Origin of the sequence: Halomonas sp. IOP_14 (assembly GCF_021021315.1) — a bacterium.
Lineage (GTDB): Bacteria > Pseudomonadota > Gammaproteobacteria > Pseudomonadales > Halomonadaceae > Vreelandella > Vreelandella titanicae.
Genome location: NZ_JAINWD010000006.1, coordinates 247,032 through 272,179 on the forward strand (window position 1 = coordinate 247,032; position 25,148 = coordinate 272,179).

At 56.8% G+C, this 25,148-nt stretch carries 26 protein-coding genes and 1 tRNA gene; 14 read left to right on the forward strand and 13 right to left on the reverse strand.

Translation table 11 applies throughout. From position 1 onward, the window contains the following. Nucleotides 1-5: 5 nt before the first annotated feature. Both K7H09_RS06920 and K7H09_RS06925 read right to left on the reverse strand, forming a co-directional pair. A complete protein-coding gene (locus K7H09_RS06920) occupies nucleotides 6-671 on the reverse strand; it encodes a 1-acyl-sn-glycerol-3-phosphate acyltransferase (protein WP_230804208.1) in 666 nt (221 codons plus the stop codon). Continuing rightward, on the reverse strand, nucleotides 668-1,282 hold the full coding sequence (locus tag K7H09_RS06925) for a TetR/AcrR family transcriptional regulator (protein WP_230804210.1): 615 nt from the start codon (nucleotides 1,280-1,282) through the stop codon (nucleotides 668-670). Before K7H09_RS06925 ends, K7H09_RS06920 begins: the two co-directional genes overlap by 4 nt. Before the next feature lie 192 nt (nucleotides 1,283-1,474). Here K7H09_RS06925 and K7H09_RS06930 point away from each other — a divergent pair, with 192 nt between their 5' ends. Together K7H09_RS06930 and K7H09_RS06935 are read left to right on the forward strand one after the other, a co-directional pair. Next, a complete protein-coding gene (locus tag K7H09_RS06930; RefSeq protein ID WP_230804212.1) occupies nucleotides 1,475-2,161 on the forward strand; it encodes an SOS response-associated peptidase in 687 nt (228 codons plus the stop codon). Continuing rightward, nucleotides 2,161-5,019, forward strand: a complete 2,859-nt coding sequence (locus K7H09_RS06935; protein ID WP_230804214.1) for an insulinase family protein — start codon at nucleotides 2,161-2,163, stop codon at nucleotides 5,017-5,019. The genes K7H09_RS06930 and K7H09_RS06935 overlap by 1 nt, the downstream gene beginning before the upstream one ends. 28 nt (nucleotides 5,020-5,047) lie before the next feature. Here the strand turns inward: K7H09_RS06935 and sbcB are convergent, their stop codons facing one another. The 4 genes from sbcB to minC form a co-directional block, all read right to left on the reverse strand. Then, on the reverse strand, nucleotides 5,048-6,541 hold the full coding sequence (sbcB, locus tag K7H09_RS06940; RefSeq protein WP_230804216.1) for an exodeoxyribonuclease I: 1,494 nt from the start codon (nucleotides 6,539-6,541) through the stop codon (nucleotides 5,048-5,050). Between the two features lie 94 nt (nucleotides 6,542-6,635). Further along, a complete protein-coding gene (gene minE / locus K7H09_RS06945; protein ID WP_230804218.1) occupies nucleotides 6,636-6,887 on the reverse strand; it encodes a cell division topological specificity factor MinE in 252 nt (83 codons plus the stop codon). Beyond that, complete coding sequence (gene minD, locus K7H09_RS06950; protein ID WP_230804220.1) at nucleotides 6,884-7,702, reverse strand: septum site-determining protein MinD; 819 nt, start codon at nucleotides 7,700-7,702, stop codon at nucleotides 6,884-6,886. Before minD ends, minE begins: the two co-directional genes overlap by 4 nt. A gap of 157 nt (nucleotides 7,703-7,859) precedes the next feature. Continuing rightward, a complete protein-coding gene (minC, locus tag K7H09_RS06955; RefSeq protein WP_230804222.1) occupies nucleotides 7,860-8,606 on the reverse strand; it encodes a septum site-determining protein MinC in 747 nt (248 codons plus the stop codon). 246 nt (nucleotides 8,607-8,852) lie between these two features. Here minC and K7H09_RS06960 point away from each other — a divergent pair, with 246 nt between their 5' ends. Further along, nucleotides 8,853-11,669, forward strand: a complete 2,817-nt coding sequence (locus tag K7H09_RS06960) for a DUF349 domain-containing protein (protein ID WP_230804224.1) — start codon at nucleotides 8,853-8,855, stop codon at nucleotides 11,667-11,669. Nucleotides 11,670-11,730: 61 nt separating this feature from the next. On the opposite strand, the gene phbB is transcribed toward K7H09_RS06960, so the two are convergent. Continuing rightward, nucleotides 11,731-12,477: an acetoacetyl-CoA reductase gene (gene phbB / locus K7H09_RS06965; RefSeq protein WP_230804226.1), complete on the reverse strand. Its 747-nt coding sequence runs from the start codon at nucleotides 12,475-12,477 to the stop codon at nucleotides 11,731-11,733. 271 nt (nucleotides 12,478-12,748) lie between these two features. Here phbB and K7H09_RS06970 point away from each other — a divergent pair. Continuing rightward, nucleotides 12,749-12,825, forward strand: a tRNA-Met gene (locus K7H09_RS06970). Between the two features lie 217 nt (nucleotides 12,826-13,042). Here K7H09_RS06970 and K7H09_RS06975 read toward each other — a convergent pair. Next, nucleotides 13,043-13,981, reverse strand: a complete 939-nt coding sequence (locus K7H09_RS06975) for a LysR family transcriptional regulator (protein ID WP_009288551.1) — start codon at nucleotides 13,979-13,981, stop codon at nucleotides 13,043-13,045. A 140-nt stretch (nucleotides 13,982-14,121) separates the two neighbouring features. On the opposite strand from K7H09_RS06975, the gene K7H09_RS06980 reads away from it, so the two are divergent. Continuing rightward, entirely contained in the window at nucleotides 14,122-15,180 is a 1,059-nt protein-coding gene (locus tag K7H09_RS06980) for an SDR family oxidoreductase (protein WP_022520364.1), read from the forward strand. A gap of 207 nt (nucleotides 15,181-15,387) precedes the next feature. Beyond that, the gene (locus K7H09_RS06985) at nucleotides 15,388-16,332 is read left to right on the forward strand and encodes a co-chaperone YbbN (RefSeq protein ID WP_022520365.1); all 945 of its coding nucleotides are present in this window, start codon (nucleotides 15,388-15,390) and stop codon (nucleotides 16,330-16,332) included. 16 nt (nucleotides 16,333-16,348) lie between these two features. On the opposite strand, the gene K7H09_RS06990 is transcribed toward K7H09_RS06985, so the two are convergent. Next, the gene (locus K7H09_RS06990) at nucleotides 16,349-17,515 is read right to left on the reverse strand and encodes a MalY/PatB family protein (protein WP_022520366.1); all 1,167 of its coding nucleotides are present in this window, start codon (nucleotides 17,513-17,515) and stop codon (nucleotides 16,349-16,351) included. Between the two features lie 37 nt (nucleotides 17,516-17,552). On the opposite strand from K7H09_RS06990, the gene K7H09_RS06995 reads away from it, so the two are divergent. The 6 genes from K7H09_RS06995 to K7H09_RS07020 all read left to right on the forward strand — a co-directional run bounded on the left by K7H09_RS06995 (nucleotide 17,553) and on the right by K7H09_RS07020 (nucleotide 20,848). Beyond that, nucleotides 17,553-17,984: a hypothetical protein gene (locus K7H09_RS06995; RefSeq protein ID WP_022520367.1), complete on the forward strand. Its 432-nt coding sequence runs from the start codon at nucleotides 17,553-17,555 to the stop codon at nucleotides 17,982-17,984. Between the two features lie 52 nt (nucleotides 17,985-18,036). Next, nucleotides 18,037-18,843: a hypothetical protein gene (locus K7H09_RS07000; RefSeq protein ID WP_009288548.1), complete on the forward strand. Its 807-nt coding sequence runs from the start codon at nucleotides 18,037-18,039 to the stop codon at nucleotides 18,841-18,843. Between the two features lie 85 nt (nucleotides 18,844-18,928). After that, entirely contained in the window at nucleotides 18,929-19,336 is a 408-nt protein-coding gene (locus tag K7H09_RS07005; RefSeq protein WP_022520368.1) for an acyl-CoA thioesterase, read from the forward strand. Between the two features lie 41 nt (nucleotides 19,337-19,377). Then, nucleotides 19,378-19,680, forward strand: a complete 303-nt coding sequence (locus tag K7H09_RS07010; protein WP_007111787.1) for a hypothetical protein — start codon at nucleotides 19,378-19,380, stop codon at nucleotides 19,678-19,680. A 12-nt stretch (nucleotides 19,681-19,692) separates the two neighbouring features. Continuing rightward, complete coding sequence (locus tag K7H09_RS07015; protein ID WP_009288547.1) at nucleotides 19,693-20,214, forward strand: DUF501 domain-containing protein; 522 nt, start codon at nucleotides 19,693-19,695, stop codon at nucleotides 20,212-20,214. Between the two features lie 91 nt (nucleotides 20,215-20,305). Further along, nucleotides 20,306-20,848 (forward strand): TIGR00730 family Rossman fold protein, encoded by a 543-nt coding sequence (locus tag K7H09_RS07020; protein WP_009288546.1) that lies wholly within the window; start codon nucleotides 20,306-20,308, stop codon nucleotides 20,846-20,848. A 20-nt stretch (nucleotides 20,849-20,868) separates the two neighbouring features. Here K7H09_RS07020 and K7H09_RS07025 read toward each other — a convergent pair whose 3' ends face one another. After that, entirely contained in the window at nucleotides 20,869-21,381 is a 513-nt protein-coding gene (locus K7H09_RS07025; protein WP_230804228.1) for a hypothetical protein, read from the reverse strand. Nucleotides 21,382-21,415: 34 nt separating this feature from the next. Further along, nucleotides 21,416-21,910, reverse strand: a complete 495-nt coding sequence (locus tag K7H09_RS07030; RefSeq protein ID WP_009288545.1) for a tetratricopeptide repeat protein — start codon at nucleotides 21,908-21,910, stop codon at nucleotides 21,416-21,418. A 249-nt stretch (nucleotides 21,911-22,159) separates the two neighbouring features. On the opposite strand from K7H09_RS07030, the gene K7H09_RS07035 reads away from it, so the two are divergent. Then, on the forward strand, nucleotides 22,160-23,191 hold the full coding sequence (locus K7H09_RS07035; protein WP_230804230.1) for an NADP(H)-dependent aldo-keto reductase: 1,032 nt from the start codon (nucleotides 22,160-22,162) through the stop codon (nucleotides 23,189-23,191). A gap of 131 nt (nucleotides 23,192-23,322) precedes the next feature. After that, entirely contained in the window at nucleotides 23,323-24,102 is a 780-nt protein-coding gene (yaaA, locus tag K7H09_RS07040) for a peroxide stress protein YaaA (protein WP_230804232.1), read from the forward strand. Nucleotides 24,103-24,112: 10 nt separating this feature from the next. Here the strand turns inward: yaaA and K7H09_RS07045 are convergent, their stop codons facing one another. After that, a complete protein-coding gene (locus K7H09_RS07045; protein ID WP_230804234.1) occupies nucleotides 24,113-24,688 on the reverse strand; it encodes an isochorismatase family protein in 576 nt (191 codons plus the stop codon). 114 nt (nucleotides 24,689-24,802) lie between these two features. Then, on the reverse strand, nucleotides 24,803-24,991 hold the full coding sequence (locus K7H09_RS07050) for a hypothetical protein (RefSeq protein ID WP_022520373.1): 189 nt from the start codon (nucleotides 24,989-24,991) through the stop codon (nucleotides 24,803-24,805). Nucleotides 24,992-25,148: the final 157 nt, after the last annotated feature.

Consider the following 25,148-nt stretch of genomic DNA (forward strand, 5'->3'; position numbering starts at 1 on the left):
GCGAGCTAACGGCGGCGGGATAGCTCCTGATCAGCCGCCGCTTTTAAGGCCCTGACCCGCGCCTCTAAAAACCGCCGCAGCGCTATATCATCGGCGTCCAGGCGGTTGAGTGGAGGCCCAAAGTGTAGGCTCACCGGCGCCCGAAAGCGCCTTGGGCACTTTTTGAGTGCTTTGCCGTTATGGTGGGATGTCCACGACCCCCATAAGCCTGCCAGCCCAGCGGGTATCACCGGCACATCATCCCGAGCGAGAATGGCTTCCAAACCGCGCCGAAAGGCGTGAATTTCGCCATCCGGAGTCAGTCGCCCTTCAGGAAATACCATCACGACCTGTCCCTGGCGCAGCGCTGTGCTCACGTCATCCAGGGCACGCCTGAGGGCGCCGGGGCTGCGCCGCTCAGACTCAATGGGAATGGCACCGACCAACTGAAACCACCACTTAAGCCAGGGTGAGTCGAAGATCGGCTGATCCATCACAAAACGCAGCGGCCGGGGGCTAGCGCCACCGAGCACCAGGGCATCCATAAAACTGACGTGATTACACACCACCAACGCAGCGCCCTGCTTGGGGATATGCTCACGCCCATGCACCTGTAGCCGATAGCAGAGGCGCATCGAGACAAAAATCAGCCAGCGTAGTACCTGGCGAGCCGCATTGACCCACCAAGTCACGTCGACGCCTCACGGTGACGTAAGCCAGCCAGAATGGTGCTCATCAGTTGATCCAACAATTCATCCACTTTCAACTGCTGGCCCTGCCAGTAGCCCAATCGTTCATTAAGCCCTAGCTGAACCAAGCCGTGAACGCTACCCCACAGCGTGCGCCCCAAACGGCGGGCTTCGAGATCATCCAGCGCGGGCTGGTAGGCTTTAAGCGAGGCCTCCACTTGGGTAAATAGCGCTTCGATCAAATCGCTTTGGCGCTGATCAAGCTCACCCTCCTGGGCCAGCGGGTAATCGAACAGCAACTGCCAGCGGTAACAATCCTGCTCGGCGAACCGCCAATAGGCACGCGCCAGGGAGCGCAGCCATGGCTCAGGGTCATCATCGACCAAGCTGGTAATGGTGTGCTGTAAACGTGCCAATGTTTCCACATTGACGTGCTGCAATAAGTTATTGAAGCTGCCATATAGCTTCAATAGGGTGCTGGGGGCACAGCCGACCTCTCTGGCCAGGGCACGCAGTGAGAGACCATGGACTGGCTGCTCAGCCAACCACTCATCACAAGCGTGCATGACCTGCGCATGGAGGGCATCGGGCGCATGCTGTCTAGGACGGGCCATGGCAATCTCTTAAGGTCAACGGCAAACAAGAAGGAAGCCTCACTGCGCTTTAGCGGGAGCAAGGGATAAGATAGGATACCTTACATCGAACACTGTTTTCGACACTAAAACGCTACATTTCGTGCTTTATTGCGCGCAGTCCCCCGCCATCCAGGTACACTTCCACGACGATTCTGCTTAAGGAGATAGCTAATGACGGGGCGATTGCATGTGCAAAATTTACCGCTGACCCGCTTATTGCCAACGCTAGCCACTCCTGAACCGTTGATTGAGTCGCCTAACCTAGCGCCTCGTAGGCCAATTTCCGCTATTCGCATAGAGCAGGGGCAGTACCGGCTCTCGTCGCTTTTCTGGGGCCTGACGCCGCCCTGGCTGGAGGTGCTGGATCACGCCCCCCACTGCGCACGGGCAGAAACCCTTGAATCACGGGCGATGTTTCGCGATGCCTTTAGCGCGCGCCGCTGCGTTATCCCGGTGAGCGGTTTCTATGTATGGAAAACCCAGCCCCGCAGCAAGCAACCCTATTTAGTGACCCAGGTATCCCGGGCGCCGTTGCTATTGGGCGCACTATGGTGCCGCTACCACACCACGTTAACGGCGTTTACCGACTCTGCCGCACTGATCACCGTGCCCGCCAACCTGTTGTTATCGCCGTTAACCGACCGCCTGCCGGTCACTATACCCAGCCATGCGTTATCCGCCTGGCTCAACCCAGACACCGATACCGAAACGCTTAATTCACTGCTAGCACCCGCACCATTGGAACTGTTGGGCGCTTTTCCGGTATCTAAACATGTCAATAATCCCGCCTACCAGTCATCGGCCTGCGCCCATCCCAACGGGTCGATGCTACGTTGGACTGTGTCACAGGAGCTGTAATGTTGCGATCCTCTAGCTTAATCCGCTGGCCACTTTTCCCCCAGTGCGCACTGTTTGGCATCATTGCCAGCCTCGCGGTGTCCCCCACCGCTTTGGCTGATAACGGTGATGACGTTGCCGACGCCATTGCCGAAACTGTCACCCCAATCATTAGCCCTTATGACAGCCGCGACTACCGCGTACTGACCCTTGAAAATGGCCTCAATGTGTTACTTGTCAGCGACCCGGAAGCTGACAAGGCAGCAGCCTCGATGAATGTGCGTGTCGGCAGCGCCCAAGATCCCGACGACCTCCAGGGGTTAGCGCATTTTCTGGAGCATATGCTGTTTTTAGGCACCGAACCCTACCCGGAATCGGATGCCTACCAACGCTATATTTCCAATAATGCGGGTTCCCATAACGCCTTTACGGCGCAGCAGGATACCAACTACTTCTTCGATATTGAGCCGTCAGCGCTGCCAGGCGCCCTTGACCGTTTCAGCGAATTTTTCCTCTCACCGCTGTTTAACGCCGACCACCTGGAGAGTGAGCGCAATATCGTTCACTCGGAGTACATGGCGCGTATTCGTGATGAGTCCCGGCGCGAAAACGATGTACTCAACCAACTGCTCAACCCTGACAACCCCACCACCGGGTTTGCCGTGGGTAGCCGGGAAACCTTAGCCAGCCCACCTGAAGGCGAAGCAACGCTACGCGAGCGGGTGATCGACTTCTATCATCAGCACTACGATGCCAATGTGATGAACTTGGCAATTGTAGCGCCTCAGCCGCTCGATACGCTGGAGGAGTGGGTCGCCGAACGCTTTGCCGATATTCCCGACAACGACGTAAGCGTGCCAACGATTGACGCACCGCTGGTTGATTCAGACACACTCCCCCGCTATATCGAGCGCCAGTCCCTGCAGGATCGTCGTCAATTACGCTTCTACTTCCCAGTGCCTGACCCCACTGACGACTACCGTACCAAACCGACCCAGGTAATCGCCCACCTGCTTGGCGATGAAGGTGAAGGCAGCCTGTTAGCGGTACTGCGCGATGCTGGACTGGCCGATGGGCTTTCCGCCGGTGTGGGTCGCGGCGATGGCAACGAAGCGCTATTCACTATCTCCATCAGCCTGACGCCCGCAGGCGCCGAACGCCTGGACGATATTGAAGCCACCCTGTTTGCCGCCATTGAGCAACTACGCAACGATGGCCTATCTGAGTGGCGCTACCAGGAACAGGCAGACCTCAATGAGCAGGCCTTCCGCTTCCAGCAGCATGGCGCACCGCAGCAGGAAGCCACACGGCTCTCGATGAGCCTTTCGCGCTACCCGGTAGAGGACGTGCAGTACGCAGCCTACCGTATGGATGGCCCCGATGTAGAGCGCCAGCAGGTTTATCTTGACGCGCTAACGCCGGATAATATGCTGCGCTTCTACTCAGCGCCGGATATCGAAAGCGACACTGTCTCGCCTTGGTTCAATACCCAATGGGACGAGCAAGTGCCCGAAGCGTCGGGCCAGCCCCTGAGCGGTTTGGCACTCCCGGGCCCCAACCCCTTTATCGCCAGCGACCTAACGCTGCTGGAAGGACAGGATGAGCGCCCTAGCCTGCTGGTCGATACGCCATCGTTTAGCGCCTGGCATATGCAGGATGAGCGCTTTAACACTCCTAAAGTTGAGTGGCGGGTCAGCCTACAAAGCCCCACCGCCAGCTACTCCGCCCATGAAGCAGTGCTCACTCGGCTGCTCGCCAGTTGGCTCAACGACAGTTTGAATGAGTCCCTCTACCCAGCGTGGCTGGCAGGGCAATCATTTAGCGCCTACCCCCACGCCAGGGGCATGACACTATCGTTCTCGGGCTGGCGTGATGGCCAAACCCCACTGATTGAACAAGCCCTTGAGCAGTTAGCGCACGCAGAAATCACCGACAGTGCTTTCGAGCGCGTGCGTTATCAGCTACAGCGGGAGTGGCGTAACGCGCCCCAAGCGTCGCTCTACGGTCAGGCTAGCCGCACGCTGGGCGAAGCTTTGCTCACACCACAATGGTCTACCGCTGAACTGCTCGCTGCCAGCGAGCGCTTTGACCGTGGCCACCTGGAAGATTTTCGCCAACGCTTTCTAGATGACCTGTACGTCGATGCTATGGCAGTGGGCAACCTGGATGCTGACCTGGCCCGTGAGCAAACTCAGCTGATGCGCGCCAAGCTCAAGCCACGACTAACCCGCGACGCCATTGCTAACTTAACGCCCCTTGCGGCCAGTGATGAGCACCGCGTACTACACCCTCACAGCACGCGGGATGAGTCCTTGGTACTGCGCTATTTGCAAGGTCGCGACCAGACCCCAGAGGAGCAAGCCACCACTGCTGTGATCGCCCAGTGGCTGGAAACACCGTTCTACCAGCAGCTGCGCACCGAGCAGCAGCTCGGCTACATCGTCAACGCAGGTTATTCACCGCTGCTCGAAGCACCAGGCATTGCCCTTATGGTGCAATCCCCCGACGTAGACAGCGGCACCATTGCCGAGCGTATGGATGCGTTTCTTGACGAGGCGAACCAACGTCTTGAGCAACTTAGCGACGATGACTTAGTGCCTTATCGCCAGGCGGTTCACGACCAATTACGCCAGCGCGATACCAGCCTTTCAGGCATGGCTAACCGCTATTGGCAAGCCACGGCGCTTGAAGACGTTCGCTTTGACCGCCGTGATAAGTTGGCCGAGCTAGTGCTGAACGTTAGCCTTGAGGATATTAAGGCTCTCTGGCCATCGCTGCGCGAGCACACGCTGGACATACGCTTTAACCCAGGCGACGAACCCAGCGATGTCAGTACTTATCGGGAAGCACGCTCAGCGCTGCCTAAAGTGCGTGAATAAACAGCGCTATTAGACCATCGGCACCGGCTCAGGCATCAAACGCCTGGGCCGGCATCATCGCCTCCACGAACATCACCAGCTCTTCCAGAATCTGCCGCTCGCGATCAGTGAGGGTTTGCTGATTGTACTGCTCGATTTCCCGCGCAAACGCCTTAAGCGTAAAGCCCGCCAAGGCCGGGTCATTGATCCGCATCCAGCGAAACGCCTCCCACTGCTCGCGCTCTTCGCCCTCCAACGTATCGGGGTAACTGCGCGCACGAAAGCGAAACAGCATATCTTCCAAACGCGGATCCTGAAACGCAAAGCGCTGCCCTACTAGATCCCAGGGATCCATCTCTCGCACCCGCTCCATCTGCTGACGGTCAGCAGCGGAGAAGAAGCTGCCTGAATAGAGCATTAGGTCAGGATCCTGAGGCGCCTCGTCATAACCCGCACTAAACACCTCTGCGACCTTAGCGGCGACACCGCGGGTATCGCGCAGGGCTTTCCAGTGCTGCCGACAGGCCGCCACGTCCAGGCCTAAACGCGCAACGATGGTGCCATATTCGCCCTTTTGAGGGCCCTCAATGTCTTTCAAAGCAGTGGCGGGGAACACCACTGGGCAACGGTTGATATGAATGACCTTCAGCGGGATACGCGCCTCGCCTTCAGACAAATCCTGCTGACTGACAAACACGCGCTCACGAATCTGCTCCGCTGGCATGCTCAACATATCGCTAGGGTCAACGCTCAAATCGTAAACAATCACCCCATTAGGGTTTGTCGGGTGCTCGGCCAACGGCATCACCAGGGCACTGCAGCCCCGGCTGGCAGGATAGCGGCGGGAGATATGCAGCAGCGGCTTGGCGTTGGGCAAGTCAAGCTGTTTAGCCACCGCACGCTTACCACGCAGACCAAGCAGATAGTCGAACAGCTTGGCATTGCGCGTTTTAAGTAAGCGGGCCAAGGCGATCGTGGCGCGCACATCGGCTACCGCATCATGGGCACCCTCATGGGCAATACCGTTTGCTGCGGTTAAGTGCTCTAGCTTGAAGCTGGGCGCGCCGTCTTCGCGCTGCGGCCACTCAATGCCATCCGGGCGCAGCGCATAAAAGGCGCGCACAATGTCGATCAAATCCCAGCGGGAATTGCCGTTTTGCCACTCGCGGGCATAAGGATCGAGTAAATTGCGGTAAAACAGATGGCGGGAGACTTCATCATCAAAACGCAGGCTGTTGTAACCCACCACGCAGGTACCCGGCTCACTCATATGGCGCTGAATCTCGCCCGCGAACTCTGCTTCGGGAAGACCATGGCGCTGAGCTTTTTGAGGGGTAATACCGGTGATCAAACAGGCTGCAGGATGAGGCAAGTAATCATCGGCGGGCTTGCAGTAGAGTTCGATCGGTTCGCCAATCTCGTTCAGATCGGCATCCGTGCGCAGGGCTGCGAATTGGGCAGGCCGATCACGACGCGGATCCGCCCCGAAGGTTTCATAGTCGTGCCATAGAAAACTGGAAGGGGCAGCATTGGGTGGCGCCATGAACAATCACTCCGCTGGGCAGTTAAAAGCCCAAGCCTAGCACACCCGCCGCCCCTTTCGCCCCGTCTTCAGTTCCTGAACTCAGCTAAAGAGCTCAGCTCTTTGGAAGCGTAACGTTCAGCTCCAACACAGAGCAGTTGTCTTCGCTGTCCATAGAAATTTGAATGGCGTCGTCATCCACGTGCACGTAGCGGCGGATCACCTCAAGCAGTTCGCGCTCAAGCATCGGCATATAGTCGGGCTGACCGCGTTGGCTACGCTGATGCGCGACAATAATTTGCAAACGTTCTTTGGCGACCGAGGCGGATTTCCTGCGCTCACGCTTCAAGAACTCAAGTAATTTCATCGGCGCGCCCCCCCAAACATACGACTGAGCAGGCCTTTGCGTTGCATTTCATGGAAACGCAAAGGCATGTCTTCTCCGAGCAGGCGCGATACCGTATCGCTATAAGCTTGGCCTGCGTCGCTGGAGATATCGTGGGTAACGGGCACGCCCTGGTTGGAAGCACGCAGCACGGCCTCAGACTCAGGAATCAAGCCCAATAAGTTAATCGCCAAAATTTCACGAATATCGTCGAGTGTCAGCATATCGCCGGAGGTCACGCGCTCGGGGTTATAGCGGGTCACCAGCAGGTGCTCTTTGATAGGGTCATTGCCCTGCTCTGCACGCCGGGTTTTCGAGGCCAACAGCCCCAAAATACGGTCAGAGTCACGCACCGATGAAACTTCAGGATTGGTAACCACAATCGCCTCGTCGGCGAAGTACATGGCCAACTGCGCACCGCGTTCGATACCGGCGGGTGAATCACAAAGAATGAAGTCGAAATCCTCTTTCAGCTTCTCCAAAATCTCTGCAACGCCCTCTTGGGTCAGGGCATCTTTATCGCGGGTCTGGGAAGCTGGCAGAATGAACAAATTCTCAACCCGCTTGTCGCGAATCAGCGCCTGATTCAGCCCCGCTTCGCCTTGAATCACGTTGACTAAGTCATACACCACGCGTCGTTCGCAGCCCATGATCAGGTCGAGATTACGCAGGCCCACATCAAAATCAATGACGACTGTTTTTTTACCGCGCAGCGCAAGCCCTGTGGAGATGGCTGCCGCGCTAGTGGTTTTACCGACCCCCCCTTTACCGGAGGTCACTACAATTATCTTGGCCAAGAGTCACTTCCTTCTTGAAGTCGTTCGTCGCGAGCGCGAGTCAGTTGGCGCTCAGCGCATAACGGGAACGTCAATGTCATCAACATGCCATACTGTAACGGATAGCGTCTTCGGCGTCGCTAGGCATGAAGCACCAACGCAGCCTCATACAAATACCTTAGCCCAGTGGCTTAATTTCAAGCTGTTCTTTTGTAAAGTGAACTTCTGCGGGACACCCCAGAAGCTGTGCGTCGATATCTTCCGAACGTTTATAATTGCCGGCCACTGAAAGCAGCTCAGCCTCCAGTTCGCGGCAATAAATACCCGCCTGGGTATTACCATGAATACCTGCCAGTGCCCGGCCTCGTAGTGCACCGTAGACATGAATACTGCCGGCAGCCAGCACTTCCGCCCCGGCATTCACCGCCCCGATGACCACTAAATCACCATCAGAGGCGCTCACTTGCTGGCCAGAGCGAACGGTACCGCGATAGAGCCGCGTGGCCAGCGTTGGCGCTTCGGACTCGCTCACTGGCTCCTCACGGGCGACCTCTTGCACCGGCGAGCTACCGACACTTTCGAGCACCCGTGCACGCCCTTCAGCCACCGGCGGAAACCAACCCAACCCCAGCGCCCAAGCCGATTGGCGAACCGGCTCAGTACCACCGCGCACGGCGACCGGCAACAGCTTATGGTCACGGCACACGGCACAAATGCGCTCAAGGGCTAAGTGGGGTTCATCGAGTTTTTCCACGCTGAGCACAACCGGTGTATGCTGAAAGAAAGCAGGGGACTGGGAAAACTTACCAGCCAACTGCTGCCGGATTTGCTCCGGGTCAGCACTACTTAGCTCCATGACGGTCATCGGCAGCATGCCGCCTTTGAAGGTAAAGGCCACTACGGCACTATCCACGTTAAGGCTCATGGCCGAACTCCCCGTCATGTTCATATAAGATTAAGGTAGCGTACTATCACGCATTTCGTCGTCTAGAAACACTGTAGTCTAAAAACAGTGTGATCTAGAAGCAGTGTGGCCTAGAAAATAGACGTTTATCACACCATGCTTATTACAAGACAGCAATAGCAACGCCAAGCTAAGCGACAGCGCCGGTGACTGCAACCACCGAGCCGTTTTTTTCATGCTACGCATTTCATAATCGCAGGATGATCCATGCACGGACTGTTAAGACGCCTGTTCGCACCTCGGTGGCAACACCCTGACCCCGAGGTGCGCCGTCAGGCCCTCCAACGACTGAACCCCGAGCAAGCGGAGCAGCGTCAAGCGCTGCAGTCGCTCACTCAAGATAGCGATAGCCAGATTCGCCTTGCCGCTCTGTTGGCTCTGGATGACTGCGTAGGCTTGGTAAACGCATACCCCCACCATCAGCAGGAGGAAACCTGGTTCAATGCGGTTTGCCAACGGCTTAGTGGGCGTGAAGGCCATACCGACCTGAACCAGCGCCAGACACTGGTTGAACAGATAGATGAGCCGCGGGTACTGAGTGCGGTAGCCCTGCAGGGGGACAATCTTAATCTACGTTTGGCCGCACTGAGTAAGCTGAGCGACGAGGATGAGCTGATTCGTCAAGCTTGTCACAATGGGGTGGCCGCCGTTCGCCATCAGGCGGCTGAGCGCATAGAAGATGAAGAGGGACTAAAACGGTTGCTGAAAGAGGCACGCCGAGACCGGCAGGTGGTTCGCCTGGCCCGGGAACGCCTCAACCGCTTGCGCAGCGACGCCCAGTGGCTGGAAGCGGAAGAGCAGCAGCGCGAAACACTTTTGAATCAGCTAGAGCAGCATGCCCGTGCGCCCTGGGAGCCCCTTTACGGTGGCCGTTTTCGCCACCTTGAACGGCAGTGGGAGCAGTTGACCCAGCCGCCCAGCGTGGAACAGGAGCAGCGCTTTCATCAAGCCGTACTCAATTGCCGCAAAACGCTTCACGACCACGAGACCCAGGAGCAGGCTCGCCAGCAGAGCGACGAGCGCCGTGAAGAAGCTGAAAACACCCGAGAGCAGCTGCTTGAAGGCATAGAAGAGACCCTTGACGGCTTGCGCCACGCTTCCGCCATGACCGTACAGGATATCGACAGTCTGCGCGCCCAGCGTCAGCTACTCGGCCAACGCTGGCAGGCACTTTCCGATATCCACCCGCCCAGCGAGGCTATGCGCCAGCGCTACACGCTGGCGATTCAGCACTACGACCAGTGCTTAGAGGCATGGCAGCGCTGGTGCGCGGTAAGCGCGCCCATCGAAACCGCCCTGGCCAGTGGCGACCATGCGACCCTGTCCACCTTGATTAGCGACTGCCAGTGGCCAGACACCTTAACCCCCCCGGCGCTGCTCGGCCGCGCTCTGGCTGCGTGTAATGCTGACAGCACCGCCCCCTCGCAACCTACAGAGGACAGCACCACCCTGGAGGCCCATGGCGCGGAACTCGATACCTTTGAGCACTTGCTAGAGCGCGGCGCCTTTAAAAGCGCCAGCCGCCTGCATCAGCGCCTAAAACCGCGCATTGAAGCCCTGGAGAGCTCAGCCGCTCAACCGCTCAAAACGCGCTTAAAGCACTTAGCCGCCCGGCTCGCGGAATTACGCGACTGGCGGGGGTTTGTCGCCGGGCCAAAGCGCGAGCAGCTATGCGCGAGCATCGAAGCATTGGCTAACGATCTCTACATGGCGGAAGAAGCGCTTGACCGCCACCATCGCCAGTTGGTCAAAGAGTGGAAATCACTGGGCGATGCGGCGGCCAACCGCGAACAGTCTGCTCGTTTCCGCAGCGCTTCGGATCGTATCCATGAACGTCTTGCCCCTTGGCGGGACCAGCTCAGTAAAGAGCGCGAGAACAACCTGAAAGCCCGGGAAGCGCTATGCGACCAGCTAGAGAGTCTGCTGGCTCAGCCAGCAGAAGATGCCGACCCCGATGTACTTCGGCAAATTCGCGATAAAGCGCGCCACCAGTGGCGGCACTACAGCCCCGTTCCTCGCGAGGGCTCAGAGGCCGTTGGGCGGCGCTTTGGCACTATTCGCCATCAGCTACAGGCGTTGATTGATCAGCGCGCAGAAGCGATCGCCTCAAAAAAGCGCGGACTGATCAGTCAAGTAAGTGCACTGCGTAGCGACGACAGCCAGCCGCTGGCCCAGCGCATCCACCTCACCAAACAGTTACAGCAGCAGTGGCGCGCGCTAGGCCGAGCCCCAAAAGGCGAAGAGCAAACGCTGTGGAAAACCTTCCGCCACGAATGTGATCAACTCTTTGCCCAGCGCGATGCGCATAAAACTGAGCAGGCAGCGCGCCAGCAACAGCAGCTTGATGAGATGCAAGCCCTCATCGACGAAATGGATAGCTGGCAGCCGATTGAGGCGAGTGAGTCGGCCACGTTGGAGCGCTTTATCGAACAAGCCAATCAACTTGAGCCGTTGCCACGCAATCGGCGCAGCGAAGGCATGCAGCGGCGGATGAGTGGCATCGTGCGTGCGCGCCGAGAACGCTTAAACCGTCTGGCGGTTGCCGATACAGTTCAACAGTGGCATGCGATCATGCCATTAGTGAGCGCTCACTTGACTGCCGACCAGCGCTACCTCGACGAAGGGATCCCAAGCAACGTGGACGCACAAGCGGCTCTCGGCACTTCACTGCCTACCGCCTTTAATGAGGCGCATAACGCACGCAATCAACAGCGCCATAGCGTAGCGGTACCGCTATCAGACGCTGATCACACTCGCATCGCCGACTCCCTCGCCAGACTGAGAGTGCACCTCTCGATGCTGGCCGTGGGTAGCGTGCGGCAGAGCGATGAGCCGCTGCGCTTGGCGATTCAGGTAGAGCGTTTGAATGAAGGCTTCAATCAAGAGCGCAGCCGTGATCAAGAAGTGATCAACATCTTGGTCGCGCTATTGGCGCTAGGGCCAATGCCAGCCACGCTATGGGATGCTGAAGTAGAAGAGTTGGATAACCTGCTCAGCCGACTGGCACGAGTACCACTGCCATAGCGTTAGCAAGAAAACGGGAGGCTTATAGCCTCCCGTTTACGCTCTCCTATTGGGCTAACGACTAACCCATGAACTGACCACCGTTGATGTCGATGTTTGCACCGGTGATAAAACCTGACTCCTTATCGGCTAAGAAGGTGACCAATCGGCCAATCTCCTCTGGCGTGCCATAGCGCTTCACGGGAATGGTTTCCCGGATTGCCTCGCGTACTTTTTCGGGGATATTCATGATCATATCGGTGGCGATATAGCCAGGTGATACGGTATTGACGGTAATTCCTTTGGTCGCTGTTTCCTGTGCCAACGACATGGTCAAACCATGCATACCGGCTTTCGCCGCCGCGTAGTTAACCTGACCAAACTGGCCTTTACGGCCATTAATGGATGAAATATTGATAATCCGGCCATAGCCACTCTCAAGCATCATCTCAATGACACTTCGGCAGGTGTTAAAAACGCTGTTGAGATTGGTATCGAGCACTTCGTACCACTGCTCGTAAGACATTTTTTTCATGGTGCCATCACGGGTGATCCCCGCACAGTTCACCAACACACTAATAGGGCCATACTTGTCGTGGATTTGGCGGGCTCCTTCCAGGCAGGCGTTGTGGTCAGAAAGGTCGATACCCGACAATTCGATATTGCGATAGCCGTCGGCGTGCTGCGTTTCTAGCCAGGTCTTAGCCTTGTCGGGGTTGCGATAACCCGCCACGACCAGATATCCCGCATCTGCCAACGAACGACAAATTGCCGTACCGATACCACCAGTTCCACCAGTTACCCAGGCGACGGGGGCTTGATTGGCCATTGACTACCTCCCTGAAATGACAAATGGCTTGGATCTCAAAGCACGCACATCGCGCCGCAAGCCATTGTGAATAAGCGCGACTGCGCCTGTATTACCCTAGTGCATAATTTTCTTGAACAATGCACCAACGTAAGCTTTTTGTTATGGCTATATAAAGCATAGCTGCACTTACCCCATGTTGCCGCAGGTCATAATCAACGGCTATAAGCCAAACGTGTTAATCACTCTATTGACTTCACCTAAAACTTCTGTAGAATACGCCACACGTTGATGCGGGGTGGAGCAGTCTGGTAGCTCGTCGGGCTCATAACCCGAAGGTCATCGGTTCAAATCCGGTCCCCGCTACCAATATTTTTAAAGGCAGATCAGTTACTTACTGGTCTGCCTTTTTTTATTGCCTAGAGTTCGGTGAGAGTAGTCAGAAAAGCTCTCAGGTTCAGCGTCTCATCCCCCCTGAAGGCCATCGGTTCGCTTTTATTCTAAAGCCAAAGCCAGCGAATCTCGCTATCCAATACAACAGAGAAAGCCGTTATCGAAAGGCAGCGGCTTTTTTGTGCCTGAACCCTTACACCGCCAGCTGCTCACGCCAGCGATCCCATTCTGGTGTAGATCCAACCATCTCAAACAGATGATCCAAAAAAGCGCTTACCTTGCGGGTGTGCAGCCGACGCTGGGCGTAGAGCACGTGGATATCGCGCCTGCCTGGCACGACTTCACATCGCCACGCTTCGAGCAGAGGCAGCAGTTTGCCCGAGGCCAGCTCATCAGCGATCAGCCAGGTGGGAAACATCACCAGTCCCTGCCCCATTAGCGCGGCACGCACCAAGCTCTCGGCATCGTTGCTATACAGGCTGCCGTCGACTTTGTAAGCAAAGGCTTGCGGCTGCTCGGCATGATGGAAGTACCAGCGCTGACGACCCATTTCACCTTGGTAGAGCAGGCAGTCGTGGTGTTCAAGGTCATCTGGGGTATTGGGCCTACCGCAGCGCTGTATATAGGTGGGGGCAGCAACCACAACGTAGTTCATTGACGCTAGGCGGCGTGCCACCAGCGTTGAATCGGCCAATTCGCCGACACGAAAGGTAATATCGATGCCCTCGCGCACCGGGTCGGTCAGTTGATCGGTTAACATCAGTTCGGCTTTGATCGCCGGGTAGCGGCGTTGAAAGTGATGCAGAATCGGCACGATTTGGCGCTGGCCGAAAGCCACGGGAGCATTGAGGCGCAGCACGCCGCTAGGCGCTGTATTGGGGGCCGTTAGCGCTTCCGTCGCCAGGTCGAGTCGTTCAAGTATCTCGCGAACTTCCTGATAGTAGCGCAAACCTGCCTCGGTCAGCGTCACGGCACGGGTGTGGCGATAGAACAGTTGCTGACCAAGCGCCTCCTCTAAAGAGGCAATCTGACGCGAAACCGACGACACGGCGCGATGAAAGTGGCGTGCGGTGGCGGTAAAACTTCCTGTCGCGGCGACGCGCTCAAAGATGCGTAGCGCATTGAGATCCATCGAGTTGCTCCTAGCGCAATAAAGATTTGCGATTTTTCCAATTGTAGCAATGATTCTTGGCGACCAGACTGCTTTTCATCGGACACAAAGCACATTTCCACTGCCCGTTCCGAAAATTTTGTCTACAAAAGGAGTTAACGATGCGCAAAGGCACCGCATTAGTCGTCGGCGCGACCGGCATCACTGGTGGCAACTTAGCCAGCTACCTCACCGCTAGCGGGTGGAGTGTCTATGGATTATCTCGTCGCCCCTCTGATCAAGCAGGGGTAATTCCCGTCGCTGCCGATCTGTTAGATCGCGAGGCTACGGCGGAAGCACTGGCGGGGCTACCCATCACCCACGTGTTTTATTGCACTTGGGTGCGGCGCGAAAATGAAAAGGCTAACGTCGAGGCCAACGGCGCAATGATGCACAACTTGCTCGACGCTCTGCAGGGCGCAAGCTTAGCGCATGTCTCGCTGGTGACCGGCACCAAGCAGTACCTGGGTGCCTTCGAGAACTACGGTAGCGGTAAAACCGAGACGCCGTTTCGTGAATCAGCGCCCCGCGTACCTGGCGAGAACTTTTACTACACCCTCGAAGACATCATGTTCGCGAAGGCGGGTCGGGACGGCTTTAGCTGGAACGTGCACCGTCCGCACACGGTCATCGGCTATGCCCGCGGTAACGCCATGAACATGGGCGTGACGCTGGCGGTTTACGCCTCTATCTGCAAAGCAACGGGCAAGCCGTTCACATTCCCTGGCTCGCAGGTGCAGTGGAACGCCTTGACCGATCTAACCGATTCGCTGGTGTTGGCGCGGCAGATGGAGTGGGCGGCGACCACGCCCGGTGCCCACAATGAGGCCTTTAACACGGTCAATGGCGATGTGTTCCGCTGGCGTCGACTGTGGCATGAAATTGGCGAATTCTTCGAGCTTGAAGTAGCCGACTGCCCGGAAACGCCACAGCCGCTCGAAACCCAGATGGCCGACATTGCGCCTACCTGGGCCGAGATTGCCGAAAACAACGAGCTAGTCGAAGCCGATGTCAGCAAGTTAGCCTCCTGGTGGCACACCGATGCCGACCTGGGGCGCGAGCTTGAGTGCGTCAACGATGTCACCAAGTCGCGAGATTTCGGCTTTGATCACTTCCGTGAAACACGCGCGGCGTTGTTCGATCTGTTTACCCGCCTACGCGCGGAGCGCATCATTCCTTAAGTAATTTCAGAAGCAATTTCAGAAACAATGCCAAAAATAGTAGCTCATCCAGGGCGCCTAACCGCGCCCTGTTTCTGCTTTATCAGGTTCATGTAGCTTGATACCCACTAGCAGTGAGTTTTATTTCCCTCCTCTTCCTTGAATCCACCGGCAAATGCCTGCATATCATGGGGAACTATTGTTCATTTTTTGATGCCGAGTCTACCCATGCAAATTATCGATCCCCGCTCAGGTAAGCCGCTTACGGCGGATACCGGAAGTGCTGACGCTACCGCGCCTAACGCTGAACAAGCGGCGGTGCGCCCTGAAGATGTCATTATCGAGCTCAATGCTGGCAATATTCAGCAAGTGCTTGAAGCGTCCATGCAGGTGCCGGTGCTAATGGGCTGCTACTCGCCGTCCAACGCAAGCAGCAGCACCCTGCTCGCGGTGCTGGAGAAGCTGGTGGTTGAGTACGCGGGCGCCTTCCTGCTCGGCAAGCTCGATATTGAAGCAAACCCCGAAATCGGCGGCCAACTGGGCGTGCGTTCTGTGCCCGATGTGAAGCTGATTAGCCAGGGCGGCTTGGTGGATGGCTTCCAGGGCGCTCTGCCGGAGAAAGAAGTGCGCGAGTGGCTCAATCGCTACTTCCCCGCCCCCGGCGAAGCGCCGCCTACCCCTGAAGAGCAGGCGGAAGAAGCGCTTAAAGCCGGTGACACCGCCGCTGCCCGCGAGATTTATCAAACCCTAGTGGGCCAGTACCCAGAGCACTATGCCTACCAGGTAGCCTTCGCACGGGTATTGGTGGCCGAAGGGCGCGGCAGTGAGGCCCGTGAAGTACTCGATAACCTGCCCCCGGAAGAGCGCGACGCGGCACCTGCGCGTGGCGTACGCGCCAGCATCGAGTTTAGCGAGCAGGCACTCTCAGCCGAGGAGATTGCGGCCCTGGGCAATCGCACCGATAGCGAAGCGCAGTACCAGCGCGCCCTGCGCCAAGTGGCCGACGGTCATTATGATGAAGGGCTGGAGGCGCTGCTGGCGCTGATGAAGCAGGATCGCGCCTATAACGATGACGCGGCGCGTAAAACGCTACTGCAGGTATTCGACGCCCTGGGCGCCGACCACCCGCTGACCGTTGCTTACCGCCGTAAGCTTTTTGCGATGCTGTACTAAGGTCTTCTGAAGGCTTTCAATCCCGCTTCAGCAGGGAATCCATACGAGACAGCGCCGCTTCCAGCTGGGAAGCGGTGGTACCAAAGTTAAGCCGCACAAAGCCGGGGCAGCCAAAGGCCGCCCCGTCCGAAAGCGCTACTCCCGCCTCTTTCAGCAACGTCTTGTAGGGCGCCTCACCTAACCCTGCCTCGCGCATATCCAGCCAAGCTAGATAGGTCGACTCCGGCGCACTCCAGCGCACGCCCGGCCAAGCCGCTACGCGTGCCTGCAGCGTCCCACGATGCTCACGTAACACGCTTAACAGCTCCTGGCGCCACGGCTCGCCATGTCGATACGCTGCTTCCGCCGCGACCAAGCCGAGCACGTTGCCATCGGGAAGTAACCCCTTGGTAGCCGTCGCAAAGCGCTCACGCAGTGCGGGGTCGGGAATCACCGCGCAGGCGCTGGTTAAGCCCGCTAGGTTAAAGGTTTTCGACGGTGCCCATAGCGTAATGGTGCGCTTCGCTAATTCAGGAAATGCCGCGGCTAACGGGCGGTGCTGGGCGCCTTCGTCCAATAACAGGTCGCAGTGCAGCTCATCGGAGACCACCCAAAGGTCGTGGCGCTCCACTAGCTCAGCCAGCGCTGCAAGCTCCTCATGGCGCCACACTCGCCCCGTAGGGTTGTGGGGCTGGCACCACAGCAGCAAGCGCGTACGTGGCGTAATAGCGGCCTCCAAGGCATCAATATCGAGCTGCCAAGGCTCATTGGGTGCTGAAGGCGCTGCCAGCATCGCCTGCTGGGGTAGTCGCCCGGTGCGCTTTGCAACCTCTAAAAATGGCGGGTAGATCGGCGCTACCGTCAATACACCGTCGCCTAGCTCGGTCAGCGTTAACGCGGCCAGGTGCAAAGCTGGCACGACGCCCGGCAGCCACTGCTGCCACTCCGGCTGAATGGGCCAGTCGTAGTGGTGGGCGCTCCACTGGCACAGGGTTTCTGTTAACGTAGCAGGCACTTCGCCATAGCCATATACACCGTGGGCCACGCGCGCCTGCAGTGCATCAATCACCTCAGGCGGGGAGCGAAAATCCATATCGGCGACCCAAAGGGGCAGTACGTCGTCGCCGTAGCGGTGCCATTTTTGCGATGCCCAGCCACCTTCAGGGTGGCGTCGCTCCACAGGCGTGGCAAAATCGTAGGCCATGAAAAATCTCACTCATTCAATAGGGGTTGTGCCAAGCATGCCGCAAGATGACTTTTATACCAAGATGCGGGCGGGGCTATCGGCGCTGTTGCGGCAATGGCGCTCGCTTGGGCAAGCGAATACGGATCAGCTAGCGCTCATTTTGGCTGAAACAGCACGGGTAGCTAAATTAGGTACACCCGACGCCACGCCCAGCGGCGCCACCCTGGAGCAGTGGAGCCAGGATGAGCTAGGTGAAATGCCGCTATGGGCGCCGCGCACTGCGGTCTTTCTGCTCAATCAAATGCCCGCTCGCCCGACCCCCGATAGCGACGCCGAAGCCTGCGCCTGGGCTTACTGCTGGCTGCGCAACCGTTCGTTTGATTCACTCCAAGCGGCGCAGGAGGCGCTCCCCGCGCACTTGAAAGCGCCCCTAAAAGATGCCCTTGAGGCCGCATGGCGCGACCAGCAAGGCCTGCGCTTGGTTTAATTAAAAGCGCGCGCTGACAGCACCCAAACAAAAACAGCAAGGATGACGCCGCATGATTGAAGTCCCTCTCACTTGGCAGCTAGCGAAATTAGGGCTCTCGATCAGCATGGTGCTGGGGCTAGGCGCGATTGCTGTGCGTGCTAGCCCGCGCATGGCGGGCCTGCTGGCGGGCTATCCGTTAGGCACGGCCTTGGCGCTATTTTTTATCGGCTTGGAAATTTCCCCTCAGTTTGCGACCCAAAGTGCGGTGCATACCCTGGCGGGCTTTACGGCCACAATGGCGCTAGGGGCCGGTTATTGGATGGCAGGACGACAGCCGGGCGTTAAAGGTGTCATTGGCGGCGTGGCGGGCGGCTTGGTTGCCTGGCTCGCCGTTAGCACGCTGCTCGCTCAGTTTAACTTCACGCGTTTGAGCGGCACGCTGGTGACGCTATGCGCCATTGCTCTGTTCAGCGGCTTATTTCGCAGCATTACTGATGTCAGGATACCCGCCAGCAGAACGTTTTCGTTACCGGCGCTTGCCGCGCGGGCGGCACTTGCCACGGTGATCATATTTACCATTACCAGCCTGGCCCACTGGCTGCCGCCCGCCTGGGCGGGAACGTTGGCCGCCTTTCCCGTCACGATGCTGCCTTTTTTGCTGATCCTACACCTGAACCATGGGGCAGCGCCGGTGGCGACGGTGATCAAGCACTACCCGATGGGACTTGGCTCGCTACTGAGTTACACGCTATGTGTTTCCTATACTTACAGCACACTAGGGTTGCTATGGGGCACATTGGTCGGCTTCGCTGCTGCCACGCTATGGCTGTTGGGGTGGATGCAACTCATTGCGTGGTATCAACGCCGCACCGCTTGACCAAGCGCTTGCTTGGGCTAATCCTAAACGTTGCCGTTGCGATTACCCCTACTAATAACCTTTTTTTTAATAACAAGGACAAGCCATGTTTACCCGAACCATTGAGCCCGCCTTTTACGATACTGACGCCTTAGGGCACATTAACAACACCCGCCTGCCAGCGTGGTTTGAGCTTGCCCGAAATGACTTGTTCAAACTCTTTACCCCTGATTTAAACCCCAAGCAGTGGCGCTTGATTATGGCGCGCATGGAAGTCGACTACCGGGCTGAACTGTTTTACGGTCACGATATCGAAATACGTACTTACTTAACGCGATTAGGCAATAGCTCGTTTACAGTCACCCAAGAGGCGCGGCAGCACGGCAAGCTCACTAACCTGGGCCATGCGGTTATGGTGCAGTATGACCACCAGGCCAAGTGCGCCATGCCTATTGAGGGTGACCTGCGCGAGGCGCTAATGTCGCACCTTCAAGACGCGCCTGAGCCCGCCTGATCGACGCTGCCCTGCACTACCGGGGCAACAGGAGCCTTATAATGGCAATCCGCTACAACCTCTGGATAGACCCTGACAACGTCGCCCAGCATCGCGCCGTGGAGGCAGACCTTGAGCGCTATTTTATTGAGCGCTTTGCCGACTATCCGCATATCCGCTTGTTTGGTGCCGATCCCTACGATTATGATGCCCCCTTCAATCGCCTTTATGACGTGCTAATGGCACGAGCCGCTGAATACTGTGAGCGGACGTGGTGCTATGTCGCGTCGCCTGAACAGCTCAATCGCTGCTTTTTCCGTGCCGTTGGCCGCTCGACTAAATTTGTTCAAGACGACCGTTCGTGAGAGACCAACCCAATGGTGATACGCACCAACCAAGCGCCTGACGAACGTCAGCTCGCCATTATTGCCCAGCAGCTTGGCCGCGCACCGCGTGGTATCGAAGCGGTAGCCGCCACCGACGGTGAAGGTACACCGCTAGTACTGCGTATGGCGCCTATTGTCGATGGCAAACCCTTCCCCACCCTGTATTGGCTCTGTTCCGATGTTCTGAAAGTTGAGATTTCCCGCATCGAAGCCGTTGGGGTTATCAAAGCGCTCGAACAACGCCTACAGGAAGAGCCTGAATTTCTTGAGGCTTACCAACAGAGCCATCGCGACTATGTGACCGCTCGCTGGGACTATATGAGTAATGCTCAGCGTGAAGAAGTCGCTAAGCTGGGTTACACCAACGTGATGACCGAACGCGGCATTGGCGGCATTAGCAACTGGCATCAGATACGCTGCCTGCACACCCAGTACGCCCACCACCTGTGCGGTGATAATGTGATTGGGCAGTGGATGGATGAGCATCATCAGGTAGACCGCTGTTTACCCTAAGCCCCTTTTAACCTAAGCCTCGTAGTAATCTCGTTTTCTTTTTGGCTACGGTTTTAGTCACGTTCATTTTTTAACGACAGGAAATAGACGAATGGCTCGAATTTGCGTTTATCTTGGCTCCCGTGAAGGTAACAGCCCTGCCTTCCGCCAGGCCACCAATCAACTGGGGCGCACCCTCGCTGAACGCGGCCACACGTTGGTTTATGGTGGGGCACGCGTTGGCCTGATGGGCGAGCTGGCTAACGCAGCACTTGAGGCCGGTGGTGAAGTCATTGGTGTGATGCCCGACCACCTGGTGGAGCGCGAACAGGCCCACTTTGGCTTGAGCGAGCTGATTCGGGTGCGCAACATGCACGAACGCAAAGCCACCATGGCGGCCAACGCCGATGCTTTTATTGCCTTACCCGGCGGGATTGGCACCTTGGAAGAGCTGTTTGAAATATGGACGTGGGGCTATCTAGGCCTGCATGAAAAACCGATGGGGTTGCTGAACATCGACGAGTTCTATTCGCCGCTACTGACCTTTTTAGACAGCACGGTTAGTCATGGCTTTTTGGCGTCTCCCACCCGCGAGATGCTGCTCGATGCACCGTCCCCCAATGAGTTGCTCGAGGCGCTGGAGGCCCAGCTATAAAACTGGTGAGGGAAGAGTTACTAACGTCCCGGGTGCTCGGTGAGCTTGCGGGTATGCTGATAGGTAAGCTGCAGTAAACGGGCATCTTCACCTGCCCGGTGGCGGTGAATACCCTGTTCGGCGATCAGCGCTTCTTTGGTGTCGCTCCACACTGCCTGCTGCTTTTCGCTAAGCAGAATTCTTAGCGCCTCAAGGCGAAAACGCGGCAGCATACCCGCATGATGGAAGAGCAGCGACAGCCAGGTATTGTCGTACCCCCAACTATCGCTGTACGCCTTACCCAGCTCGCGTAGTTCATCGTTCAGCCAGTGGGCGACCTGGCGTACCGGGTAGCCCTCCTGAATAAGGCGATCACGGGAGATGCCATGCAGCAGTTCAGCCTTGGGATCCCAGTGCGTCCACTCTTCCAGCGGTTGAATGAGAAAAGCACAGCAGCTTCCATCGGCACGGGCGATGCCTACTTCAATGGGGTAGCTGCCGCGCCCAAATCCGGACGCTTCAATATCTAGCACTGTGGGTAGCGTCTCGGACACAACCTTCCTCACTCAATCAAAACGCGGTAACGCTTCATGCGGCGGCCACGCTATTTAGTGCCAGCTGATCCGCCTGTCGCTGCCAGTAAGCCGCACGCTCACCATCTACCGCCAAGCCTAATTCACCCAGGCGATAAGCGCGAGCAAGCCGCTCTGCGGCGAGATAGTGCCCAGACTGGGCGGCGCGTGCGTACCAGGTCACCGCGTAATCTTCACGGCGCGGGTACTGGGCACAGCCATGTTCGTGGATTTGTGCCACCTGGTACTGTGACTTTACATCCCCGGCATGCGCAGCTTCCAGAACGTACCGCGCTCCGCGCGCTTTGTCCTGGGGCGTCTGACTGCGATGAAACAGCATATGGCCGTATACGGAGAGCGCGTCTGGGTGACCCGCTTCCGCACAGCGCTTAAACAAGCGCATCGTTAAACGCTGGGTCCGCGGTGAACGCGGCAACAGCCAGTGATTATGAAACAGCCGTTCAGCTAGGCGAAATTCTAGCCGAGTAAACAACGTTGATGCCTGCAGCATGGCAAACCACCCTGCCTGTCGTCTGTTGGAACCTTGGGCTAGCAGTCACAAAAATAGCTGCCAACCACACGAGAAACCGGCCTTTAGCCGGTCGATGGGCTGGCAAGCATACGCCTGCCTTTGCGACGACTCAACCCCATTAATTTGCTGCTTGCAATGAGCCTCGCTAACATGCCATTCATACGCCGTTTACCAGCCTGGTAATGGCGGCTTATCTTGTGGCAATTCCGCCTTAGTAAGGAGATAAAAATGCAAACGCGCCCACTTGGCAGAACCGGCATGGAGGTAAGTCGACTCTGTTTAGGCACGATGACGTTTGGCGAGCAAAACAGCGAAGCTGAAGCCCACGAACAGCTTGATAGAGCCGTGGCGTTTGGCATCAATTTTATTGATACCGCAGAAATGTACCCCGTCCCGCCCATGGCCAAGACCCAGGGCTTAACTGAGCGCTATATCGGCAGTTGGCTAAAGCAGCGTGGCGCCAGGGATGATCTGATCATAGCCACTAAGGCAGCAGGCCCAGGGCTTGACCATATACGGGGTGGCCCGCGTTTAACCCGTGAGCATATTCATCAGGCCATCGACACAAGCCTGGAGCGTTTGAACACCGATTACGTTGACCTTTACCAACTACACTGGCCCGACCGTCAAACCAATTTCTTTGGCAAGCTAGGCTACGTTCATAGCGAAGACGAAGATGCGACGCCGTTGGAAGAGACGCTTGATGCACTGAAAGAGCTGGTTGATGCAGGCAAGGTGCGGGCTATTGGGCTCTCTAATGACACGCCCTGGGGGGTGATGCGCTCATTGCAGCTTGCCGATAAGCTGGATTTACCGCGCGTGGCGTCTATTCAAAACCCCTACAACCTTCTTAACCGCTCTTTTGAAGTCGGCTTGGCGGAAATTGCCCACCGTGAAGATGTCGGTCTACTTGCTTATTCACCGCTAGGTTTTGGGGTACTCTCAGGTAAATACCTGAATGGCGCGCAGCCACCCAAAGGTCGCTTGACGCTGTATGAGCGCTTCAAGCGTTACACCTCGCCCGAAGCCGAAGCGGCCACCCAGGCTTACGTTGCGCTTGCTGAAAAGCACGAGCTGGATCCTGCGCAAATGGCGCTGGCGTTTGTTAACTCGCGCAGCTTCTTGACCAGCAATATCATTGGTGCGACCACCATGGAGCAGTTGGAAAGCAATCTTGCCAGCGAGAGCCTCAAGCTGGACAACGAAGTGCTAGAGGCAATCGAAGATATTCACCGCCGTATGCCAAATCCCTGCCCTTAACAACAGCCCGTAAAAAACAGCCGACTCTCATAAGGCTATCACCGCTATAGCCTCGGCCTTTGCCGAGGCTTGGTATACTGAGCCCACTTATATCAGGCTTTTATTTATCAGGGCACGACCAGGAGCATGCGATGCTGAGCGTTATCTCTCCCGCCAAAACGCTGGACTTTGAAACCCCACCGACCACAGAGCAAGTGTCACAACCCGACTTTCTGAAACACAGCCAAGCGCTTATCACTATTTTGCGTGATTACTCGCCGCAGCAAATCAGCGAACTCATGGGTATCAGCGATAAATTGGCGGGCCTGAATGCGGCGCGTTTTGAGGAATGGCGCCCTCCTTTCACTCTGAGCAATGCCAAACCTGCTGCACAGGCTTTTCAGGGCGACGTTTATACCGGCCTGCAAGCAGAAAACTTCAGCGAAGCGGAGAATCGTTACGCTCAGTCGCATCTACGCATACTTTCTGGCCTATACGGCCTGCTACGGCCGCTGGATTTGATCCAGGCCTACCGCCTGGAAATGGGCACCAAGCTGCCTAACAGTGCCGGTAAGGATCTGTATGCCTATTGGAAGCCCATTCTGGCGCCTGCACTCAATGAAGCCATTGCAGAAAGCGGCTCCAACGTGTTGGTTAACCTCGCCTCGAATGAGTACTTCAAAGCGGTAGATACCAAGCAGCTTAATGCCCGGATCATTACGCCGGTGTTTAAAGATGAGAAAAATGGCACCTTTAAAATCATCAGCTTCTACGCCAAAAAAGCACGTGGGCTGATGAGCGCATGGATGATTCAGCAGCAGGTCAACGATCCAGATGAACTCAAGGCGTTCGATGTGGCAGGCTATCGTTTCGATGCATCGGCATCCCAGGGGGATACCTTCGTTTTCACTCGTAAAGAAGCCGATCGTTAAAGCAAATGGCCTAGAAGAAACGTACGGGGCGTGGCGCGCGCGGCTTTAAAAAGCGTTGGTGCGCCTCTTTAAACAGCGTTGTATCACAGCGGTTCAGCCACTCATAAGCCACCATGTCTGCCGTCACCGCTATAGCACCGCTCGCGCAAGCGCGCTCACGGGCAAGCGCAGCCTCTTGCGGGCGTCGACTGGCAGAGGCGTCGCTCAGCCAGTACAGCTCGTAGCCTGCGTCTAATAGCCCTAGTCCCGTTTGCAGCACGCAGATATGCGCTTCTGTTCCACACAGTACAATCTGTGTTTTACCCGTTGCGTTTAGCGCTTCACGAAATTCAGTTTCCGCCATGGCCCCAAAATGCTGTTTCTGCCAGAGCCGATAGTCATTCAGGCAGGCGAGCAGTGATGCCGAGGATCCTCCCAGTTTTTCTGGCGACTGTTCGGTTAACCATACCGGCACCTCAAGCAAGCACGCCATTTCGCCTAACCAAGCCGCTTCATTAATGGCTTCTTGACCGCCATCGATTACAGGCAGCAGACCCGCCTGGAAATCGACCATTAACAACAGGCTTTTATCGCGTTGTAGTAGCACGTTGCCACCTCATTTTTATCGTTATTCAGGCTAACCATAATAGACGCGATACAAACAATAAAGCAGCCGCTTTTCAGCGACTGCTTCGGTTAACTCATCAAACAAATGCTCGGCCTAGTTCTCGGCCGCTTCTTCCATATCTTCGCCGAGCTCTTCCATGCTCTCCCCGGCATCTTCTGCGGCGTCATCAATGCTTTCACCCGCTTCTTCAGCAGGCCCTTGATCGTCACAAGCGATCAGTCCGCCCGCCATCAAAGCCATAAATAGAGCGATTGCTAACTTCTTGGCTACTTGCGTCGTCATACCGTTTCTCCTCCTGAGATTTTACTTCTGGGTACGTGCAACATAATACTAGATGCTGCGTGGCAACAATACCATGTTAAATACACAAGCTATTGTTATATCTGGAATAAAATGCCTGGAAATCGCGCTGAGGCGTGAGGCGTGAGGCGTGAGGCGT

Coding starts and splice junctions, on each gene's coding strand:
- K7H09_RS06925 (WP_230804210.1), bottom strand. CDS start 1,282: ATGGCCCGTCCTAGACAGCATGCGCCCGATGCCCTCCATGCGCAGGTC.
- K7H09_RS06930 (WP_230804212.1), top strand. CDS start 1,475: ATGACGGGGCGATTGCATGTGCAAAATTTACCGCTGACCCGCTTATTG.
- K7H09_RS06935 (WP_230804214.1), top strand. CDS start 2,161: ATGTTGCGATCCTCTAGCTTAATCCGCTGGCCACTTTTCCCCCAGTGC.
- sbcB (WP_230804216.1), bottom strand. CDS start 6,541: ATGGCGCCACCCAATGCTGCCCCTTCCAGTTTTCTATGGCACGACTAT.
- minE (WP_230804218.1), bottom strand. CDS start 6,887: ATGAAATTACTTGAGTTCTTGAAGCGTGAGCGCAGGAAATCCGCCTCG.
- minC (WP_230804222.1), bottom strand. CDS start 8,606: ATGAGCCTTAACGTGGATAGTGCCGTAGTGGCCTTTACCTTCAAAGGC.
- K7H09_RS06960 (WP_230804224.1), top strand. CDS start 8,853: ATGCACGGACTGTTAAGACGCCTGTTCGCACCTCGGTGGCAACACCCT.
- phbB (WP_230804226.1), bottom strand. CDS start 12,477: ATGGCCAATCAAGCCCCCGTCGCCTGGGTAACTGGTGGAACTGGTGGT.
- K7H09_RS06975 (WP_009288551.1), bottom strand. CDS start 13,981: ATGGATCTCAATGCGCTACGCATCTTTGAGCGCGTCGCCGCGACAGGA.
- K7H09_RS06980 (WP_022520364.1), top strand. CDS start 14,122: ATGCGCAAAGGCACCGCATTAGTCGTCGGCGCGACCGGCATCACTGGT.
- K7H09_RS06985 (WP_022520365.1), top strand. CDS start 15,388: ATGCAAATTATCGATCCCCGCTCAGGTAAGCCGCTTACGGCGGATACC.
- K7H09_RS06990 (WP_022520366.1), bottom strand. CDS start 17,515: ATGGCCTACGATTTTGCCACGCCTGTGGAGCGACGCCACCCTGAAGGT.
- K7H09_RS06995 (WP_022520367.1), top strand. CDS start 17,553: ATGCCGCAAGATGACTTTTATACCAAGATGCGGGCGGGGCTATCGGCG.
- K7H09_RS07000 (WP_009288548.1), top strand. CDS start 18,037: ATGATTGAAGTCCCTCTCACTTGGCAGCTAGCGAAATTAGGGCTCTCG.
- K7H09_RS07005 (WP_022520368.1), top strand. CDS start 18,929: ATGTTTACCCGAACCATTGAGCCCGCCTTTTACGATACTGACGCCTTA.
- K7H09_RS07010 (WP_007111787.1), top strand. CDS start 19,378: ATGGCAATCCGCTACAACCTCTGGATAGACCCTGACAACGTCGCCCAG.
- K7H09_RS07015 (WP_009288547.1), top strand. CDS start 19,693: ATGGTGATACGCACCAACCAAGCGCCTGACGAACGTCAGCTCGCCATT.
- K7H09_RS07020 (WP_009288546.1), top strand. CDS start 20,306: ATGGCTCGAATTTGCGTTTATCTTGGCTCCCGTGAAGGTAACAGCCCT.
- K7H09_RS07030 (WP_009288545.1), bottom strand. CDS start 21,910: ATGCTGCAGGCATCAACGTTGTTTACTCGGCTAGAATTTCGCCTAGCT.
- K7H09_RS07035 (WP_230804230.1), top strand. CDS start 22,160: ATGCAAACGCGCCCACTTGGCAGAACCGGCATGGAGGTAAGTCGACTC.
- yaaA (WP_230804232.1), top strand. CDS start 23,323: ATGCTGAGCGTTATCTCTCCCGCCAAAACGCTGGACTTTGAAACCCCA.
- K7H09_RS07050 (WP_022520373.1), bottom strand. CDS start 24,991: ATGACGACGCAAGTAGCCAAGAAGTTAGCAATCGCTCTATTTATGGCT.